Raw genomic sequence first — 19,178 nt, 5'->3', positions numbered from 1 at the left:
GTTCAACGGTTAATTATTGTATCCTCCCGATCTTCTAAAATTCTCTGAAAGACATTTTCTCCATCATCAGGATAAAATCCTGCATTGTCTGAAACATAAAATCATCATCCCGCCAGATCATGCAAATATCCAAACTCATCGCCGGTTCCAGAGGAACGGTCTTTACAGGCATCCAGTTTTCTACGATTTCACGAACCACGAAGCCTGTACCTTCTCCGGCCTGAACCAGACGAAGAATTGTCGACAGCTGTGATGTCTGCATTAGAATATCAGGCTTTCTTCGCGCCTTTTCAAACCGTTCAAGTAACAGCTCTTTATGCAAAAAATCATCCTTAAACAATACCAGCTTCTGTTTCGACAGATGTTCAACATCAAAGGCTTTTATCTCAGAAATAGAATCCTCGGCTACTATTGCACATATCTCTACGGAACCGATTCTTTTCCGGTGATACACAGATTCCAGCTCTCCATTTACAGGCAGAATCGCAACATCCAGATCCCCATCAGAAAGCTTCCTGAAGACCTCTTCTCTTCCGTTCGTATCCACCTGCAAATGAACGTCCGGATGTTCTTTACCAAACTGCGACAAGATGTTCGGGAGGATAATAATACTGACCATAGGGGGGATCCCTATCCTCAGGCATCTGCTTCCACCACTTTCATCTTTCATTATCATGTCGATGCGGTCAATGCTCTTCATCAGTCCCTTTGACAGCTCGCACAGTCTTCGTCCTGCATTCGTTTGCTCCATACCGCCTCTGGTCCTCCGAAACAGTATCAACCCATACTCTTCCTCCAACAGCTTGATTGTCGCCGATATGGTTGAAGGCGAAATATGGATCCTTTTTGAGGCTTCTGCAATAGTTCCATATTCACAGACTGCCTGAAAATATTTTATCTGTGTCAAATTCATTTTTTACACCTTTTTTATCTGTACGATACGCATTTGTCAAGCTTCTGACGTTGGTTCTGCAAGCTAATATACTGATTTATACTAATGCGCTGCTTCTAATCTTAAATATAAATATATGTAAGATTAGTCTACTTGATAGCGTAAATTTTGTCGATTAGCTTTTTCCTTATCTGCATTCGCAAAATGCGAATACATCGGCATTGCGTAATTCCGAAATAGTCACTATTTGTAATATGTCTAAAAAATTTCACATTTTATGACAGCTATCCAACCATAAAACTCACCACAGAAAAAAAGCCGACAGCATATGCCGCCGACTTCATACTTTAATTCTATTCGTTATTTGTGTTTGCGTCTGTACACCACAATCACAGCAATTGCAACCACTGCTGCCAAGAGTAATGCGACCATCACTTTAACATTACTCTCATCACCTGTCTTAGGCCTTTTAACCTTAGTTATAGGCTTCGGCTTATTGCCGCCGGGATTATCGCCCGGCTCAACAGTCGGTTTCTTCTCCACCTCTACGGTATAGCGAATCGCATCCGGCTCCGAAGCAGGCTGCGTGAAATCCCTGCCGGCATCGGTCTGCACAGCCGTCCACTTAAAATCGTAAATCTGTGAATTTCCGGCTTCGGTAGTTGCTTTTCCAGAGAAGACTCCTTTAACAACACCTTCAACAGTATACCTCGCACCCGCAACAGCATCCTTCTTTACAGAGACGCCTGTGAGATCAAGATCCAGCCTGTCAGGAACCGCTGTCACATCATTATACAGATCGATGAATCGATTATAATCCTTCTTCAAGGTCATAGTAACTATAACCTTATTCCCCACCTTCTCGACTTTCTTTACTGTAAACAGTCCGTTATCGGAAAGTGTTGCCGCCGGATTGTCTGCAAGATTAAGATCGTTAGGTACGGTCAATTCTGCAGTAAACGTGCTCTTGATATCTTTAGTAATGATGGTGTTTGCATTACCGCCATAGCTATCCTTGAGATCACTAATCTGCTTCTTGATCGGACTGATATTTAGTCTTCCTGTGTATGTCAAAGCTTCGCCGGCCTTAACACCATGTATTGCCGTATGCTCTGTATCCTCACCTATGAGAAGATCTCCGTCAAGCTTATCATCCTTCTGAATAAGTATAGGATTCATCAGCTGAGAGGTGTGCTGAATAGTCTTATTTGCAGGCTCGTTCTTGAGAAGGAAGTCTCTGCCCGCTTCACTCTGCTCAGCATTCCAAGCAAAATTATAAGGCTTCACTGTCCCGCTTGCACTGACAGCTGTTCCTGTAAATGAACCTTCAGCCGTTCCCTTGACTGTCATAAGGGTACCGTTTGGCATGCCGTCCTTAACCACAATTCCCGGTATATCCACATCCAGCTCAGCCGGCACAGATTTGACATCGTTATAAAGATCGATAAATTTATCATAGCTCTTCTTGAGCTTCATAGTTACAACGATCTTGCGTCCATTCTTCTTAACCTCAGTGATTTTGAATAGATCATTATCCGTAAGTTTAGCCACAGGATTGTTCGGTATATCAAGTCCCTCCGGCATAGTCAGAGTGGCAGTAAAGGTACTCTTCACATCTTCGGTTGCAATCGTATTTGCATCTCCCTGATATCCGTTTTTCAATTCTTCTATGTGATGCTTGATAGGCTCCACATTAAGTCTGCCGGTATACGTTACGGAATCTCCCGACTCTACTCTATACAGCTTGTCATTCTCAGTATCCTTGGCGCTTCCGTTTTTACTGGTCAGTATATCCCCTGTCAGTGTCATCAGCTTAGGCTTGGATGCAATAAATGTATATTGAATTGTCTTGTCTGCAGCGGTAAGCTGATCATCCTTACCGAAAGGCGCCTGTACACCCTTCCATGTGAAGTTGAACAGCTTGCTTGTGCCTGCCGCGGATGTCGCAACTGCGGAGAAATCCCCGTTTACTACACCCTTGACAGCGAGCTTTTGTCCGTCTGCCGCCTTGTTCCCATCCAGGCTCAGTCCCTTGACTGTCAGCGATATGGTATTACCGTTCGCCAATGGTGAGTCAACTCCGACGGAATCGATTGCCGCCTGAAGCCTCTTATAATCGGTTATACCTGCTTTGAGACGGAATTGCACTTTGATCGTGTTACCGTTTACCGAAGTATCACCCAGTTCAAATGCATCTCCGAGCCCCTTAGCCTCAATCTCAGGATTGTCGGGAAGCTTTATACCCTCAGGCACTGTCAAGGTAGCCGTGAATGTCGACTGCGGATCAGTCAGCTTGAGAGATTCAGGATGAGCGGCTGCATCAGGGAACATGCCCTCTATAGCCTTCATCTTGCCGCGAATCGAAGAAATATCCACCGCACCTGTAAGATTAAGCTTGTCACCCTCGTGAACGACTTCGGGCTTTGCACTTCTATCGGCAGAATTTCCCCAAATATCCGCAGGAAGCTCCTCATCTGCTTTAATCTCCTGCACGGACGGATCCTTCTTCCACTTGAGGTAATACGTGGTATCATCCGTAATCTCCGGATTATCGCCGCTCACAGGGAAAATCCATACTGAATGATCATCAAAACGCAGATCCTTTCCCTTGCCGCTGCGCTCCGCATTCCAGTTTGTATTATCCGCAATCAGATATCCCGGTTTCTTAGCGTTGGTATCCGGCTTGAGCTTATTATAGTCAAATCCGTTGAGCAGCTCACGAAGCTTCTGACCATACTCCGCCTTCTTCTTCAGCACCGCGACCTCTCCGCCATTGGCATCCTTCACAATATCAAAGACATCCGGATTAGTCTTATATACGGAATTATCTGCAAAGCTGCCGCCGTTTGCTGAAAACGATACTTTGTACTGATCATTGTCATATTGCGCATACAAATCGATATTTTTGGTATTGGCATCAAAGCTTAATTTGTCGCCTTTCTGATACTTTTGACCCTGACCGTTTGCACTCTTCGTCCAGTACTTAAATGACTTGCCGTTAACCTTAAAGTTCGGCTCCGCCTTAACAACATCTTCATATCCCAATGCTGCAGCTTCGTTGACCGCGTTATCAACACTCACAAGATACTTAACGGACTTTCCGTTGTGATATACGATGCTCTTTGCATCCCACTTGGCATATACGTCACGGTTCTCAGAAACCTTGTCGTTCCAATCAAATGAATGCTCCTTACCGGCAGCATCCTTGTAGAACCAACCGAGGAATTTAATACCCTTAGAGTCCTTAGGTGTTCCTGGATCGGTGTTTCCTGTAACATCGTCCGGCTTGTATCCGCGAATTGTCTCTACGGTCTTTGGAGCCGTAGTGTTATCATCAAATTTTGCATTACTGTTATTAAGCGAGAATGTAACCTTGGCAGCCGGTGTCCACACGTGCTTCTTGCCGTCGCGCGAAGCCTTCGCCACCTTATACTCATATGTCTTACCATCCTTATTGATAGGATTCAGTACATTTACCGAGGTATCGGCAAGAGTAAAGAGCGAGAGCCACTCATTCCCGTTAGCAGTACCGTTAGTAGGTGTTGTAACATCATAGTTATAGGTCTTGTCATAAGCCACCAGGAACGATCCGCCGGTAACCACATATGTACTGCCGGTGCCGCGATTGGCACCGCCGTTATCTGCAGTCTTATCTTTAGCGTCAGTATTTACTACAGAGCTGCCTGTAAATGTCAGATAGCACGGACCGTTAGACTGACCTGTTCCATATGAAGGTGTATATCTCATATTTGTCGTCTCAAGAGTCGAATCGTTAAACACAACCTCACCCGGCTTGTAATTGATATTCAATCCGCCATCAGAGCTGTTCTTGATTACAACCTTTGAGTCATTAACGGTAAGCTTTGCCGATACGGTAATTCGCGAACCGTCACCGGTCATCGTCGATCCGTTCTTCAGCTCGGATTCACCTCCGAGTAATGAAAAGCACTGCCTATAGTTGCTGGATCCCTTTGCCTTATATACGTAGAAATCCGAATGATCCAGATGAACTCCGCCATTACCTCCGGCCGGGTCAAAATAGTACCACACACCTCTGGTCGTCAAAGAAGAGTCCGTCATATAAAGACCTGCGTACTGCTCGCTCAATTCATTCTTAGCCTGAACAGTAACATTGCACCTGATAAACCTTGAGTCTGTCGTATAAGAAAAACCCTTGCCGGTGCTTTCCATAGCGGATACTTTGAGCTTGTCTCTTGCAGTCCCCTCGAGCTTTGCGTATTTATCAAGCGAAAACCCTATTTCGTTTCCATCAAGATTATATATGCCGTCATTTACAGATGAACCGGCCTGAACTGTCAGTGCAGTCTTAAACTTGCTCATCCTAAGGGTGTTGCCGCCCGCCTGAAGCTTTGCTTTGTTTGAAAGTGTTATTCCGTTAGCACTGCCGTCTCCCGTTATCGTAGTATTCCCTGCAATATCAAGTGTAACAGGCTTATTGACTGTGGAATTCTTAACAGCGGCGGCACCGTTGTCAAAGGTTCCGCTTATGTGAATAACGTCACCTTCAGAAGCGGCATTCACAGCGGCGTTAATTGTCGGATATGTTGTAGTCTCGTTTGTTCCTATCCAAATCTTTCCGACGGAATCTGCATTTACAGTCGACAACGACTGAGGCAGCAACGTGCCTGTGACGATAATCATCGCTAAGAAGATTGTCAGCAGCTGCCTCCCGTACTTCTTTGTCATATGTTCATTCCTCCTTATAAAGTTATACTGCTATAAGTCGTTGAGCTGACACGAAATTTCTCGCACCACGTCAAGTCCCGATGCTATAATCGATAAAAAATCAGTAACCGGAGCTCGGAGAATGACAACACTCATTAAACAACTCATAATGCACAATTATACTTTTATAGAATAACATAAATGAAAGCTTTTTCAAGTCAATTCATATCGACACACGATAATTCATCACAAAAGTACGAAATATTCGTCATTCTGCATATAAATCTTAATACATACAATTGATGATATTATACCTATCGGCGGAATTACAGGTCAGGATGTAGAAATGACAATCATCATGTCAATGTATTATAGGACTATTTTATAGTGTGAATTACCGGTTATAAAAAATAAAAGCCTATCAAGTGTATCGGGTGCACAAAATAGGCTCTTTTTGTTTGCAAACAACAGCTCCACCTTGGCATAACAGATATCAGAGCTGTTTCAGGATAGTATATTGTTATGTGATTGTTATGTGCCGGAATTCATTTAATGCAACTTTGCAGAACTGCCGTTGTTTTACGTATCTATTATAGTCTTCCTCCGAATACAGGGGAAAATCCGTGTTCGCCATAACTTTCAATCTTCTCTACATTCTTGAGGAGTTCCATATCCTCATCGGAAATAACAAAATCCACATCCGCATTTGTTTTCATATGCTCAGGATTTGCAGTTTTAGGAAGCACAACCATGCCCAGCTGAATATCGTAACGAATGCACAGCTGTGGAATGCTTACACCGTATTTATCAGCCATCTCTGCAATCTTTTCATTCTTCATAGCTTCTCCATGGGCTACCGGAGAATAGGCCTCCATTATGATACCCTTCGACTGGCAATATTCAATAAGGTCCAGGGGAGTGTTGGAGATATGGCAAAGCACCTGATTTACCATGGGTTTGATCTCACAGCCTTCCCAAAGATTGTCAATGTCTTCTCTTATGAAGTTTGAGACTCCGATAGCTCTAATCCTGCCGGCCTTATAGGCATCCTCCAGGGCTCTCCATGCTTCTCTGTTTCCTTCGATATAGCGATTATCAGACTGGTTGACCTCAGTCCACGGCTGAGGAGAATGGATAATCATCATATCGATATAGTCAAGCCCCATCGTTGCGAGAGTTTTGTTTATTCCGGCGGCAGCCTCTTCATATGTCTTGTGTTCAGCAGCTACCTTGGAGTTGATAAAAATTTCTTTTCTATCTACCCCACTCGCACGCACTCCTTCGCCAACACCTTTTTCATTTCCATATGCCTGCGCTGTATCAATGTGGCGGTAACCAAGCTTTATAGCTGCCCTGACAGCATCTGCCGCCTTGTCATCATCAATCAACCATGTTCCGAGCGCCAATCTTGGCACCTCAACTTCATTCACTAATTTTACTGTTTCGTTATACATATTCCCTCCTATTTTCTAATAAAGCTGTTATCCTTATCGGGCATACCGCTTTCGTCATTTACATATCGTTCCGCGCGCATATGAAGGTCATATTTTTCGCGCAGAGCTGATATCTGTTCCATCATCTCAGATCCGTGATGAGCATCCAAGGTCGTCTGATCTCTCCAGCTATCGATGAGCAGGACGGTTTCAGGATCGTCCAACGATAGAAAATACTCATATCTCAGGTTCCCGTCCTCATTTCTGATTGCATCTGCAACCCCGGAGCTTTCCATTTCTTCCACGAACATTCGTGCCCTTCCACCCACTCCACTATAGTACAAATTCATAGTGATTTCCATCTTTACACCTCCGTTTACTATAATAACGTTGCCGCATTTGTCTTATATATCTGCTCTCGGATTCTGTCATAATCGTGATTTTTATCCAAGTGAGCTTTCTTTGTAATTATTACACCTGCGGGAGAATGAGGATAGTCAGTACCGTACACGATATGACTGTCATCTGCTGCCATTCTGAGCATCGCCAGCTGCTCCGGTTCCGGATCACCGGCAATATCAAAATACAATTTTTCAAATTCCGACTTAACATCAACTGTTTCCATCATCCCCATTGAAGAAAGGATACCGGAAACACCGATAAACCGTGATAGCATATAAGGCAAGAATGCACCACAGTGCGGTACAAGCCACCTGATGTTCGGAAACCGCGTCATGGTACGGTTTGCAATCATATTTAACACAGCTCTTGTGGTGTCTGCCGGATATTCATAGATTGCCGCTACTTTTCCCGTAATAACGTTTTCCGGTCTCAATCTCGCTCTGCACGGATGTATGATTACAAGCGAGCCTCGCCGGTTCCATTCATCCATCAGCGGATCAAACAGCTTGTCTCCGAGATAAACACCGCCCATATTCGTAGCCGTCTTCATACCGACAGCACCAAGCTCATCCATCGCGTAGGAGGTTTCCTCTATTGCCCCGCTTACATCAGGCAGCGGTGCAATGCCGACAAAGCAAAATTTATCTGCATTGTTTCTGACTAAATCAGCAATATCTTCATTGATCTTTCTTGCCGCCATCCTGGCCTTATCATTATCACCGTTATAAATATGCGGCACAGGCGCAGAGAGAACGGCATAATCGATACCCGCTTTCTCCATAAAATCAATATGTTCTTCCACACTCCACGCCGGAAGCGGGAAACCGTCCTCCTCGACAGGGTCAATACCCAGCTCCGAAATTGCCGTCCGAAAAACATCTGTCACTGGATGCGTGTGAAAATCAGTGCATCGGATATCATCAAAATTCTTCATTATGTACCGCACCATCCTTATACTTATAAATCAACATTCCGAAATTACCGGACACTGCAACCAGTATTCCGATCAAAAATCCGTAGATGCTGTTCCTGAACATATACGCAGCTGCCGCACCTGTCACCAGAGATCCGACAGACAGGGCGACATCCACAACGGTAAGCGAAAAACGGTCGTGGTAATAGACACTATTCGCAAAGACTGAAGCAAAAAACAGTATCAATGCCGCTGTCATGAGCACCATCGTAAACATTCTACCCGCCTCTCGGTTATCCAAAAATTTGAACCCGACCGTAATAAGATTGACAGAGATTACAATAAAGTAATGACTAAACATCAGCCGTAATGCTCTGTCCGTCCTATGATGATTGCAAAGATAATGGATCTGCGTCACATAACAGCCAAACAGCACAAGAATCACGGCAAAAACGAGAATCGGGCGCAGAGAAAAAATTTTTGCATCAAAGAAATCCGTCATCCCTACTACTCCCTCGCCAAAGGTGATTATGGTAATAAGTTCAAAGCGTTCCACCAGGTGAGGAAAGCTGATGATACTGATATTGAATTTACCACGGATGAAAAAAGGCAGGAAAGCACCAACAAGTACTGCAATCGTGTCCAACCAAATGACCGCCCGATCCGCACTAAAGCAAGATGCCAGGAACGCAGCAAAATATAGCAGACAATCTAAAGCGAGAATGATCAGCGAGTTTTTCGCCGCTCCAATATCCTGTCGCTTCAACCTTGTTTGGATATAATACAGCGCCGCCACACACAGCAGCATCACCAGCATAGCTAAGTTAAAGGTAAGTGACATTTCGTTCCACTGTGCCGAAATTGTATTGGTCATATAGACTGTGGCAGTCATATTGACCGCTGTCAAGGCATATTCATACCACTTCCATCTACCGTAACGGTTTACATAGTTCGTCAGGTAAAGCCACGCCTACAGAATTACAAAGCAGATAATAATATACCGAAGGAATCCGGCCATCGGAATGATACCTCTCACCGGCTCTTCGATTAAAAGTGTCAATCTTGAAATAGCATAGACATAGATTAGATCGTAAAACAGTTCAATCAGTTCAACTCTCTTTTCCTTTACATTCATACAGGCGTTCTCCTCATAATCACTTACAGTATATCCTCAAGCCAGCCTTTGATTTCTGTTTCGTTCGGATGATTCAACAGCTTTCCTTACAACCACTTCACCTCGCCACCGACATTTTTATGAAGCTCCGTGTCGCTTCTTCCCACACCGCTGCCGCCTGATGTGCAGAACGGAGCGATGACCTTTCCGCCAAAGTCATAGCTTTCAAGAAAAGTCTCAATGATACGTGGAGCCACACCCCACCATATCGGAAAGCCTATGATTACAGCATCGTAGGAAGTCATATCCGCAACTTTAGCTGCAATTCTCGGCCTTGAGTTCGGATCCTTTATTTCCAGTGAACTGCGGCTCTGTCTGTTGGTCCAATTCAGATCGTCCGCTGTGTATATCTCCTCGGGTACAATCTCAAAGAAATCCGCTCCTGTAATGCCGGCAAGCTCCTCACCGATACGCTTTGTCACACCGCTCGCTGAAAAGCATGCCACTAAAATTTTCTTTTCTATTTATTGACCTCCTTCTACATAAATATCAAATTCGTTAAATCTGTCATGGATTTGAGGATTTAACGAACAATCACTTGTTACAATTAATCCTCTCCCAGAAGTCTGATCAGGCAAGCATAAGTAATCTCATAAATTGTATTATCTACATAATCGACACCCGCTTTCCTCATCGCCACTTTCTGCTTCTCCGTAGCCGATGTATACGGGTAGATGCCGAACATGAACGGGAAAAACACATAGATAAAATCCTGTATGTCATCAGAACTCATATCGGGGCAGAACTTGTGCAGGATACATCTCACAGTCCGCAGCGATTCTCCATATGCCTTTTTAAAAGATGTGAGCAATTCGGGGCGGCTGTTCGCTTCCATGTCATAGTTATTCATAGACAATAATTTCAACAGCTGAACTCTATCACTTAACGAATCCGCTATCTTTGCGGAAAGCTCGTTTCCGGTCAGACTGTCATTCTCGTTCAAAATTCGGATAAGCACTTCATTCCAACGAAGGTACTCCCGTGCAAACAGAGCGAGAAAAATCTCTTCCTTAGTCTCGAAATAATTGTAAATAGTAGGTCTCGAGAAGGATGTTACATTCCCGATCTCCTTCAACGTGATTTCCCGAAAACTTATCGTCTGATATAAGCGCTCACAGGCATTAATGATTTCTTCTCTTCGTGCCGCTATCAGCGTCTGCGTTTCTCTTGCCATATCCTCTCCTTGTACTCAGCTGCGCATATATTTACTGACGTCATGTCAGTTGTCATTATACGCAATGATTGACATCATGTCAACACATTGATCACCATACCGGTAAAGGGATAAACGCCAATAGCAAACCTCAGCAATGTGTATCTGCCGTGCTGTAAATGAATCCGCCCCAATCATTCACAGCATGCAGAGACAGAGGATAAGCGTCGCATTTTATGATACGGCACATAAAAAACAACCGGTAGCACAGCTGCCGGTTGTCGATCTTTTTAAATTTCTATCGTCCGCAAGGAGTACATTTGTTCAACAACAACCTTCATCGGCGGCTCAAACTCAAGACTGTTTTCTTCTCCACAGACTGAATGCAATGACTGCGATTGAACCCAGTAATGCCGCTCCGTAAAGCAAAATATTACTGCTGTCTCCTGTCTTCGGCACATGCGTTGCCGTTATTTTTACAGTATTTGAATTATTCGGTTTCGGTGTCTTTGGCGTCTCCCATGCATCTTCAGTATTGGTAACAATAAATCCGGCCTCTGCATCACCTGTTATAGATGTTGTATATCCCGGAAGCCTTTCCTCCTTAACGGTATACACGATCTCTCTGCCATCATTATATTTTTTAAGATTGACAAAGGTATGCTGCCAGCTGTTGCTCTTATTAAGGGTAACTGCACCTGCTTTTTCACCATCCGCATATAAATAAATCTTCGCGGAATCACCTTCCTTACCGATCCATTTCTTTGTGACTGCAACACTCGTATTTTCCGGTGTATTAGGAATGGTCTTTAAAGCCGTCTTGGTAGCTGAATCGAAATCCTCTGCATCAACGACAATATCAGCAGACTTGATGAAACCGTGCGGAGCTTTTACCTCGCGAATAATATATTTGTCTTTGAGCATATCTTTCAAGCTGCACTGCCCTTTTTCATCACTTGTAATCCTACCGACTACCTGTCCCGAGCGCACACGTATAACATCAAAGATCGCCCCTTTCAAAGGGTTTCCCTGTGTATCTGTTTTCTTGATTACCAACGAAAAAACATAACCTTCCCCTGAGCCGCCCGCTTCATAAATCTGATAGCTTGAGCTGTGATTATATGTCTTTCCGTCATTAGTAAATGTAGCCCTGTTAACGAATTTTTCACCGGCAATCGGCTGATATGCCAATTTTACACGATAACGGAACCACAACCCCGTCCCCGCAGGTAAATTACCGATATTTATAGTGAAACCGGAACCGTTATACGTGATTTTATCAGCATACTGGCTTGTCACCGTTACAGGGTCGGTCATCTTCACATCATCACCGGAAGGCGTCATCTCCCACTTTCCTTGAAACACCTCCACGGTACCCGGGATATAGGTTACACCGGGATTTAAAAGCGTATCTGTTATCTTAGCATTGATCAGCTCTTTATTTTCCTGATTAATCTTTATCTGATAGATGCCGACTGTGCTGTCCTGACTCCACATCCAGCCCGATTTGATAACAGGCTGTAACGATGCTTCACCCAGCTTGTAGTTAACAGCTCCGGCAGGAACCGTTTCACCGTTTACGGTCAGATTAACGGGGATTTGTTGTGCAGACGTGTAAACAGAGTTGTCAATCTGAACATTGAAAAAGAACTTGCCTCTGATATCGGATTTCCCTTCCACGTAGCTTGTGTAGGTTAAAATGACTTTGCCCGGCTTACCGTCTACCACTCTGCCGGTTGCAATAACGTTGCTTCCATCCTTGATCTCAAATGCGTTCGGCGATGCCGGTACTACGCCTACAGGAAGTGTAATCGTAGTTGTATCGCCTTCATGCACTGAATTATTCGGTAAGATATAATCAGCATTTATCCGAAATGCATGCCAAGCAGCTATGGTGCCGGTTATCGGATTCCCACTCGTATCAGTAATAGAAGCACCGGTAATCACATTGCTTAATTCATCTGCATAAATCAATGAAGCTCCACATTGAAACAGGCTCCCGAAGCCTATTAACAATGACATCAGTATCCCAAACCATCTCTTTTTCTTCATAACTTGAGTTTCCTTTCCGGATTATTATCGGTTTAAGATAGGAATTGTCACAAAAATCAGACTTACTGTTCCGTATTCTGATACGTGCCATTTTATTAAAAATTCTTAGAAAACGCGATATTTCTTTCATGAATACTCCTACACTTACACTTGTGTAGTCTAACATTACTGTCACAAATAGTCTACCTTTTTTAACAAATTACCGTGCTGTTCTGCAATTTTTTCTTAATGATAACAGAAAACAACGTACTGCTAACTCGTCGACTTGAAACAATGTAGATTTTTCACAGCTTTCCTTCTTCTGCTGCTTGACAAAGCTACCGACATTAATGTCCACAAGCACTGACTGAATGCTGTAGGATGCTAAATGTAATATACATGAAAGCCACGGCAGTTACTCCTTATAACCGGTCTGTTTCAACCATCGCCCAAAGGATGTATGGTTTGTTCTTAAAAGTCTCGCACCTTCTCGCAGGCTGATTTTTCCCTCTCTCCATTCTTCTGCCACAAAAGTAAAATCTTCCGGGATTTCTTTTTTCGGTCTGCCAAAGGTAACACCCCGTTTTTTCGCTTCTCGAATACCTTCCTTCTGTCTTTGATGAATATTTTCCCGTTCCACTTCAGCCACATATGAAAGTATCTGCAGTACCAAATCCGATATAAACCGCCCGGTAAGTCCATTTGACTTGCGTCTGGTATCCAGCAAAGGGAAATCTATCACAATAATATGTGCTTCCTTCACCTTCGTAATAATCTGCCACTGCCTAATGATTTCATCATAATTCCGACCCAACCGATCTATGGATTTGACATATACCTCATCCTCCGCCTTAAGTTTCTTCAGCATTCTGCGATAATTTTTTCGTTCAAAGTCCTTTCCTGACTCCCTGTCGATGAAAATGTATTTCTTTTCTATACCGTAATCAGAGATAGCAGACATCTGACGTGCAATGTTCTGATCTCTGCTGGAAACTCGCACATATCCATAGCGCATCGCATAAAAACCTCCTCACAATATTCTTTCACAATTATTACCATAATCATCTTTTACATACATGTCTGATGCTTTCTAAAATTAATACTTGATTTGATTATTATGCAAAGGGTTCACTCGCGCCCGTAGCTTTCTTCTCTCGCAATAAATGTTCTCTCGGCAGTTGCTCTTAATATCTACCTCCGTTTTACATTTCAGGGAATATATCTTATCTGCATAATCGTAAGCATGATTATATATTGTCAACGTGCATGTAAATTGCTATAATCCCATGTGGCGACAATGAACTACAGCAATAATCTCGTCGCAGCCTTGATGCGCGATAGAGTATTTGTAAGACCTGAAGTTTCATCTGGCGCCGGTTGTCATTTCTTCGGGATAAACCCGAGCTCATCGCTGTATCCGCTCGTGGAACGGCAGAAGGAGGTTATTATGAGAGAGAAGTTATCTAACTCTAAGTTTCTTGCGCAGCTTGCGCTTCTGGTGGCTATTGAAATAGTCATGAAGCTGACAGGATTAGGGAGCGTACCTGTAGGACCGCTGTACATGTCATTCCTGACGCTTCCCGTTGCAATTGGTGCCGTTCTTATGGGTCCGATTGCAGGAGCCGTCCTTGGCGGAGTATTTGGAATAGTCAGCTTTATGGATGCAATCTCGGGAGCGTCCGTTATGACCGGAGCATTCTTTCAGTTTGCACCTGTCAAGACGTTTATACTCTGTGTTGTGATGAGGATATTGATGGGTCTGTGCGTTGGTCTTATTTTCATGGCAGTTAATAAGGCTGTTAAAGGCAAAACAATAGCATATTCAATCGGATCGATCAGCGCACCTCTACTCAACACACTATTCTTCATGGGATTTATTGTTCTTGCGTTCTACAACACAAGCTACATTCAGAATCTGGTTCATACTCTGGGGGTAAGTAATCCCTTGAACTTTGTAGTTGCACTTGTAGGATTCCAAGGGCTGGTCGAGGCTGTCGTGTGTTGTGCACTAGGCACAATAATCACCAAGGCATTGACACGATATATGGGAGTAAATCCATCAAATAAAGCATAGATTTCGTCGCGATACTTATAGAATAGTATATTTAGAACGCTATATATTCAACCAAATACAGTAGAATCGACCACTTATAGCTTGTACACGTGGTTTATCTTATACACGCAAAACCGACCTCCAAGGTTAGCTTTAATCCTTGAGAGGTCGGTTTTCGCATTTACTACAGATTAATAATATTAGTTCTCTTTTCTTCTTCTCCGATATCCTATGCCGCCAAGTACTGCTCCTGATACGCCAAGAAACACAGCATATAATAACCAGTCTGCATTATCTCCTGTCCTCGGCAATCTGTTTTGCTTTGTCGGCTTTACAGGTTTTGCCGGTTTATTCGGAACTGGATTATCAGCAGCCTTATTTACCTTAAATGTGTATGAGATTAAATTAGGCTTATCCTTTGGTGCCGCTGCATCTCTTCCTGCATTAGACTGTTTAGCAGCAAAGAAATAAGCTGCTCTTACATCATCTGAACCTGCACCAGCCTTATTCTTTGCAACTTCCATAGAATCTGTTACAAGTTCATCCTGTACTCCCACAACACTTCCAGTGATAGTTACATTTTCATTTACAGCAGCCTTGCTATTGACCGAAAGCCCTTCAACACTCACTTTTACAGTACTAATTGTTTTTAGGTAAGCATAATAGTCTCTAGCAGATAAATATCCGTTCTCATTTAACGAAGGATGTATCCGAATTATGAGTTTATCGCCCACTCTTTCTGCTTTCTTAAATTTCAGAGAATTTAAACCTTCAACTCTAAACTTCAAATCATTAACATTAGGAACTGTAATACCTCTAGGTATATTGAGGACAAATACTAATTCTGAATCAGTAGCTATATAGCCTTCTGTTCCATGAGTTTTCCATGCCATTCCCTTTGAGTGTCCATTAATATCCCACCACAACCTGCTATTTTGCCATTTGCTAAGATTGTCTAATTTCACGGAAAAATCAAGATTAAGTTTATCGCCAATAGCATGTGATCCTACAGATGCATTCTCAGTATTATTGTTAACAGAAATGTCACCATATACGTTCAATTGATCCCTGTCTCTAATAAAATCAGATTTAAAACTGAAATTAAATGGATTGTGGTATTTATCATCTTGATAGTTCGGATCACCATTAGCACCCTCATTATCCTGTAATTCCGGTTTTGATATATAATCAAACATATCCATTCCTGCAACATATGTTAAGGAAGGAATACTCTGAGCTATAGTTTTAAGCAGCTACATCACCCTTCTTACGCGCTATCAATCTACATATATATACAAACGGGGTATCACAGAGACTGGTCACGATATAGATGACGTAAGTCGAGAAGATAAGTGCTATTACTGTCCCGGTGTCATATACTCCCGCAAATGCAAATACTGTATATAATGCAGAATTCACTAGCTGAGACAATAACGTTGAACCGTTATTTCTGAGCCACAGGAATTTCTCCTTATCTCCGAATCTCTTGTTCGTGAAATCCCACCACTTATGATACAGCCATACGTCGAAATACTGCACAATTACATATACTGCCAGACTTGCAAACATCAGCCTTGGTGTATGTGAGAATATTTCTCTGATTGCAGGTGATGCAAAGTCACTTGCACCGGGTGAATACAGAAGCCACGACGAACTTATAACCACAAAGGCAACGGATGTCGCAACACCGAGGTGCACAGCTTTATGTGCGTCTTTTTTGCCATATATCTCACTCGCAATATCAGTGACCAGGAAGGTTGTCGCAAATAAGACGTTCCCCAGCGTCATCTCCATACCGAACGCCTTTACGAGGATAAGAACTTCAATGTTTGCAGTTATAGTCGCAAGCACTGTCCACAGGTAGAGTCCGTCCCTGCCCAGATATTTGTACATCAGCACGACAGCGCTGTATTCTACAATCAAAGTGATGACCAACAGTAATTCATTACTCATAGTGTGTTTTGTCCGGATTCAGAGTGTATGAGTCCGAACGCTCCTTTCTTAATCTACAATTTCCGGAAATCATCTTACTCGGTTTCAGTTCTAATCGCATTCCGCGTATCACGCTCAGCTCTGAAGCTACGTCGCTCTAAATGTTATATCAAATACCGATTCCACTGTATTTTGCATTAACAGACAAATAAAATGCCGGCGTAAAACAAAACGCCGGCTTACTTTCGTATTCCCAGTACCCGTAGTTTTGATAAAGCAGGATGGTTTCGAACTGCTGTATGAAATTGTTTCCGTGCACAGCCTATACGCGAAGGAATGAAAACGACCCCTCCTCGCTTGCGAAGGTGATAACAGTGAGCAGCACGAGGACTATCGCCCATATGATTACAGCCGCAGGCAGTATGCCCTTGAGCGGCTTATTTGCACGAGCCCTATAGCATATATAGCCAAACAGCACGAAAATCACAAGCATCGCTGCCCAGGATATCGCGCCGGCATGCGGCACCAGATATGTATCTGCAAATGTATCAATAGCTGCAGGAAGTCTCATCACAATCCCCTTTCGCAAATTTCGTTATATCCGTATATATTCTAGACTAATGCCTCCGTATTAGGCAATACCTTCTTGAGTGTTCTTAAATATACAAAGGTCATCATCACCGCAGTCAAGCCCCAGCTAACCGGATAGACCAGCATCAGATTGAACCATGTAGAATCAATTTCAAAGAACGTGTATACCCACACTATTCTGAAGCCGCACACCCCGATTAGAGTCACTATCGCAGGGCCCAGTGAGTGTCCATAGCCTCTCATACCACCTGACAACGTCTCAATCGTGGCGTTGAGAACCTCCGCAAGCATCAGTATCGTAAGTCTTACATATCCGTATTGAATAACAGATGCATCGTTGTTGAATATGGCTAGTACGCCTTTTCCGGATATTATCATGAATGCGCCAAATATTATCATCGACAGCCAGTTCAATATTAAAGTCTGTTTTATGATGTCCTTGCAGCGCTTGTAGTTTCCCGCTCCATGGTTCTGACCGATAAATGTAACAGCTGCCTGTCCGAATGCGTTTGAAATATAATACGCCATAATTTCGATATTGAACGAAGCCGTAGCACCGGCCATTGCATCAGAACCTAACCCATTGATAGCCGACTGGATGAGCAGATTGGATATAGAAAATACCATACCTTGTACACCGGAAGGAATACCTATTTTAAGGATTGTAGAGGTGATGCGACGATCCAGCTTGAGCTTGCTGAGATGAATGCGCACTGCACCGTCATGGTTTCTGAGGAAGCACAGGAGCAGCCCTGAGCTAATTACGTTAGCGATTACCGTTGCAATTGCAACTCCCTCGACATCCATGCCCACTACCAGCACGAAGAAAAGGTTGAGAGCCACGTTAACTACTCCCGAGGTAGCCAGACATATGAGTGGCGTCTTGGTGTCACCCTGACTTCTAAAAATCGCCGATTCAAAATTGTACAGCATGATAAACGGCATACCGCCGAAATAGATCCTCAAATATCTGATCGAAAGCGGCGCAATGTTGCTTGGCACCTCCAGCATCTTGACTATTGGCCCCGCGATAAGATTACCGACTACAGCAATAATCAGCCCGCTTATAACAGCAAGTATAATTGCCGTATGCGCAGCCCTGCTGACACCGGCCTTATCGTTTGAGCCGGTAAATCTGGACAGCATTACGTTGGCTCCGACCGAAATTCCTACAAACAAATTGATAATCAGTCCGACGACCGGTGCATTGCTGCCGACAGCCGCCATGGAGTTTTTGCCGACAAACGTACCGAGTACCGCTACGTCAGCCGCACTGAATAGCTGCTGTAGCACGCTGGTCAATGCCAGAGGCAAAGCAAAAATTAAAACCTTCTTCCATATACTACCATGGAGAAGGTCGCTCATATCATTAGATTTCATTCCCTTAACACCCTGCATTACACACTGTTACTTGTCAGACGCTTCGGACATGCAGTCTCCGCACAGCCCGTAGAAAACCGTGCGGAACGGATCCACCTTAAAACCATGCTCCTCCTCGAGGTGCTTCTCTATATCCATTATCTTGTCGCAGTATACGTGAATAAGCTTGCCGCAGCCCTCGCACTTGCAATGATATGCGTTAGCTGTCTCACCGGACTCGTTACCTCCTACATATTCGAAACAGGCCGCCCCGGTTGTACCGACTGCGTATTTGCTGACGATACCCTCGCCAATCATGCGCTGCAGATGTCTGTAAAGCGTAGTGACACCAATCGCCTGATCCTTTCCGGCAAAATGCATATACAGATCGTTAACCGTAAAATGCTGTCCCGGAATCGAAGAGATGTACTCCACCAGTTCATCGTACTGCTTAGTTCTATATCTTTTCTTAGCTTCCACAATCTCACCCCTATAGATTCCCAGAAAAATCGGTTTTCAACTCCCATGAATTGAAAACCGATTTAATTTTATTCCTTTT

17 protein-coding genes are annotated in these 19,178 nt (G+C 43.6%); 1 reads left to right on the top strand and 16 read right to left on the bottom strand.

Annotation, left to right across the window (positions count from 1 at the left end; translation table 11 throughout):
• Positions 1–34 precede the first annotated feature (34 nt).
• From HMPREF1152_RS05985 to HMPREF1152_RS05935, 11 genes are all read right to left on the bottom strand, one after another.
• Positions 35–913 (bottom strand): LysR family transcriptional regulator, encoded by an 879-nt coding sequence (locus tag HMPREF1152_RS05985; protein ID WP_009644334.1) that lies wholly within the window; start codon positions 911–913, stop codon positions 35–37.
• 339 nt (positions 914–1,252) lie between these two features.
• Positions 1,253–5,599: an InlB B-repeat-containing protein gene (locus HMPREF1152_RS05980; protein ID WP_009644217.1), complete on the bottom strand. Its 4,347-nt coding sequence runs from the start codon at positions 5,597–5,599 to the stop codon at positions 1,253–1,255.
• A gap of 569 nt (positions 5,600–6,168) precedes the next feature.
• Positions 6,169–7,032 (bottom strand): aldo/keto reductase, encoded by an 864-nt coding sequence (locus HMPREF1152_RS05975; protein WP_009644342.1) that lies wholly within the window; start codon positions 7,030–7,032, stop codon positions 6,169–6,171.
• Positions 7,033–7,040: 8 nt separating this feature from the next.
• Positions 7,041–7,373, bottom strand: coding sequence for a putative quinol monooxygenase (locus HMPREF1152_RS05970; RefSeq protein ID WP_009644268.1), 333 nt, complete (start codon positions 7,371–7,373; stop codon positions 7,041–7,043).
• A 17-nt stretch (positions 7,374–7,390) separates the two neighbouring features.
• Positions 7,391–8,347 (bottom strand): amidohydrolase family protein, encoded by a 957-nt coding sequence (locus HMPREF1152_RS09340; protein ID WP_009644229.1) that lies wholly within the window; start codon positions 8,345–8,347, stop codon positions 7,391–7,393.
• Complete coding sequence (locus HMPREF1152_RS05960; RefSeq protein ID WP_083844339.1) at positions 8,334–9,284, bottom strand: low temperature requirement protein A; 951 nt, start codon at positions 9,282–9,284, stop codon at positions 8,334–8,336. Before HMPREF1152_RS05960 ends, HMPREF1152_RS09340 begins: the two co-directional genes overlap by 14 nt.
• Before the next feature lie 12 nt (positions 9,285–9,296).
• Entirely contained in the window at positions 9,297–9,461 is a 165-nt protein-coding gene (locus HMPREF1152_RS05955) for a membrane protein (RefSeq protein ID WP_009644280.1), read from the bottom strand.
• A gap of 86 nt (positions 9,462–9,547) precedes the next feature.
• Entirely contained in the window at positions 9,548–9,946 is a 399-nt protein-coding gene (locus HMPREF1152_RS05950) for a flavodoxin (RefSeq protein WP_009644317.1), read from the bottom strand.
• A 101-nt stretch (positions 9,947–10,047) separates the two neighbouring features.
• Positions 10,048–10,674 carry a TetR family transcriptional regulator gene (locus HMPREF1152_RS05945; protein WP_009644369.1) on the bottom strand — a complete coding sequence of 209 codons (627 nt, stop codon included), beginning with the start codon at positions 10,672–10,674 and terminating at the stop codon, positions 10,048–10,050.
• A 333-nt stretch (positions 10,675–11,007) separates the two neighbouring features.
• Positions 11,008–12,705: an Ig-like domain-containing protein gene (locus HMPREF1152_RS05940; protein ID WP_009644288.1), complete on the bottom strand. Its 1,698-nt coding sequence runs from the start codon at positions 12,703–12,705 to the stop codon at positions 11,008–11,010.
• Between the two features lie 394 nt (positions 12,706–13,099).
• Positions 13,100–13,699, bottom strand: coding sequence for a recombinase family protein (locus HMPREF1152_RS05935; protein ID WP_009644349.1), 600 nt, complete (start codon positions 13,697–13,699; stop codon positions 13,100–13,102).
• A gap of 282 nt (positions 13,700–13,981) precedes the next feature.
• On the opposite strand from HMPREF1152_RS05935, the gene HMPREF1152_RS05930 reads away from it, so the two are divergent.
• Positions 13,982–14,758 (top strand): ECF transporter S component, encoded by a 777-nt coding sequence (locus tag HMPREF1152_RS05930; RefSeq protein ID WP_009644364.1) that lies wholly within the window; start codon positions 13,982–13,984, stop codon positions 14,756–14,758.
• A gap of 179 nt (positions 14,759–14,937) precedes the next feature.
• Here the strand turns inward: HMPREF1152_RS05930 and HMPREF1152_RS05925 are convergent, their stop codons facing one another.
• From HMPREF1152_RS05925 to HMPREF1152_RS05905, 5 genes are all read right to left on the bottom strand, one after another.
• Positions 14,938–15,933 carry an LPXTG cell wall anchor domain-containing protein gene (locus tag HMPREF1152_RS05925; RefSeq protein ID WP_009644270.1) on the bottom strand — a complete coding sequence of 332 codons (996 nt, stop codon included), beginning with the start codon at positions 15,931–15,933 and terminating at the stop codon, positions 14,938–14,940.
• Between the two features lie 49 nt (positions 15,934–15,982).
• Complete coding sequence (locus tag HMPREF1152_RS05920; protein WP_009644350.1) at positions 15,983–16,690, bottom strand: queuosine precursor transporter; 708 nt, start codon at positions 16,688–16,690, stop codon at positions 15,983–15,985.
• A gap of 301 nt (positions 16,691–16,991) precedes the next feature.
• Positions 16,992–17,240 carry a hypothetical protein gene (locus HMPREF1152_RS05915; protein ID WP_009644263.1) on the bottom strand — a complete coding sequence of 83 codons (249 nt, stop codon included), beginning with the start codon at positions 17,238–17,240 and terminating at the stop codon, positions 16,992–16,994.
• 41 nt (positions 17,241–17,281) lie between these two features.
• Positions 17,282–18,640 (bottom strand): MATE family efflux transporter, encoded by a 1,359-nt coding sequence (locus tag HMPREF1152_RS05910; RefSeq protein ID WP_009644292.1) that lies wholly within the window; start codon positions 18,638–18,640, stop codon positions 17,282–17,284.
• Between the two features lie 27 nt (positions 18,641–18,667).
• Positions 18,668–19,099 carry a Fur family transcriptional regulator gene (locus HMPREF1152_RS05905; RefSeq protein ID WP_009644357.1) on the bottom strand — a complete coding sequence of 144 codons (432 nt, stop codon included), beginning with the start codon at positions 19,097–19,099 and terminating at the stop codon, positions 18,668–18,670.
• Positions 19,100–19,178 lie beyond the last annotated feature (79 nt).

Source organism: Mogibacterium sp. CM50, from assembly GCF_000293155.1.
Classification (GTDB): Bacteria; Bacillota; Clostridia; order Peptostreptococcales; family Anaerovoracaceae; genus Mogibacterium; species Mogibacterium timidum.
Note: the sequence above shows the minus strand (reverse complement) of the source record. Positions and strands in the feature narration are given on the sequence as shown.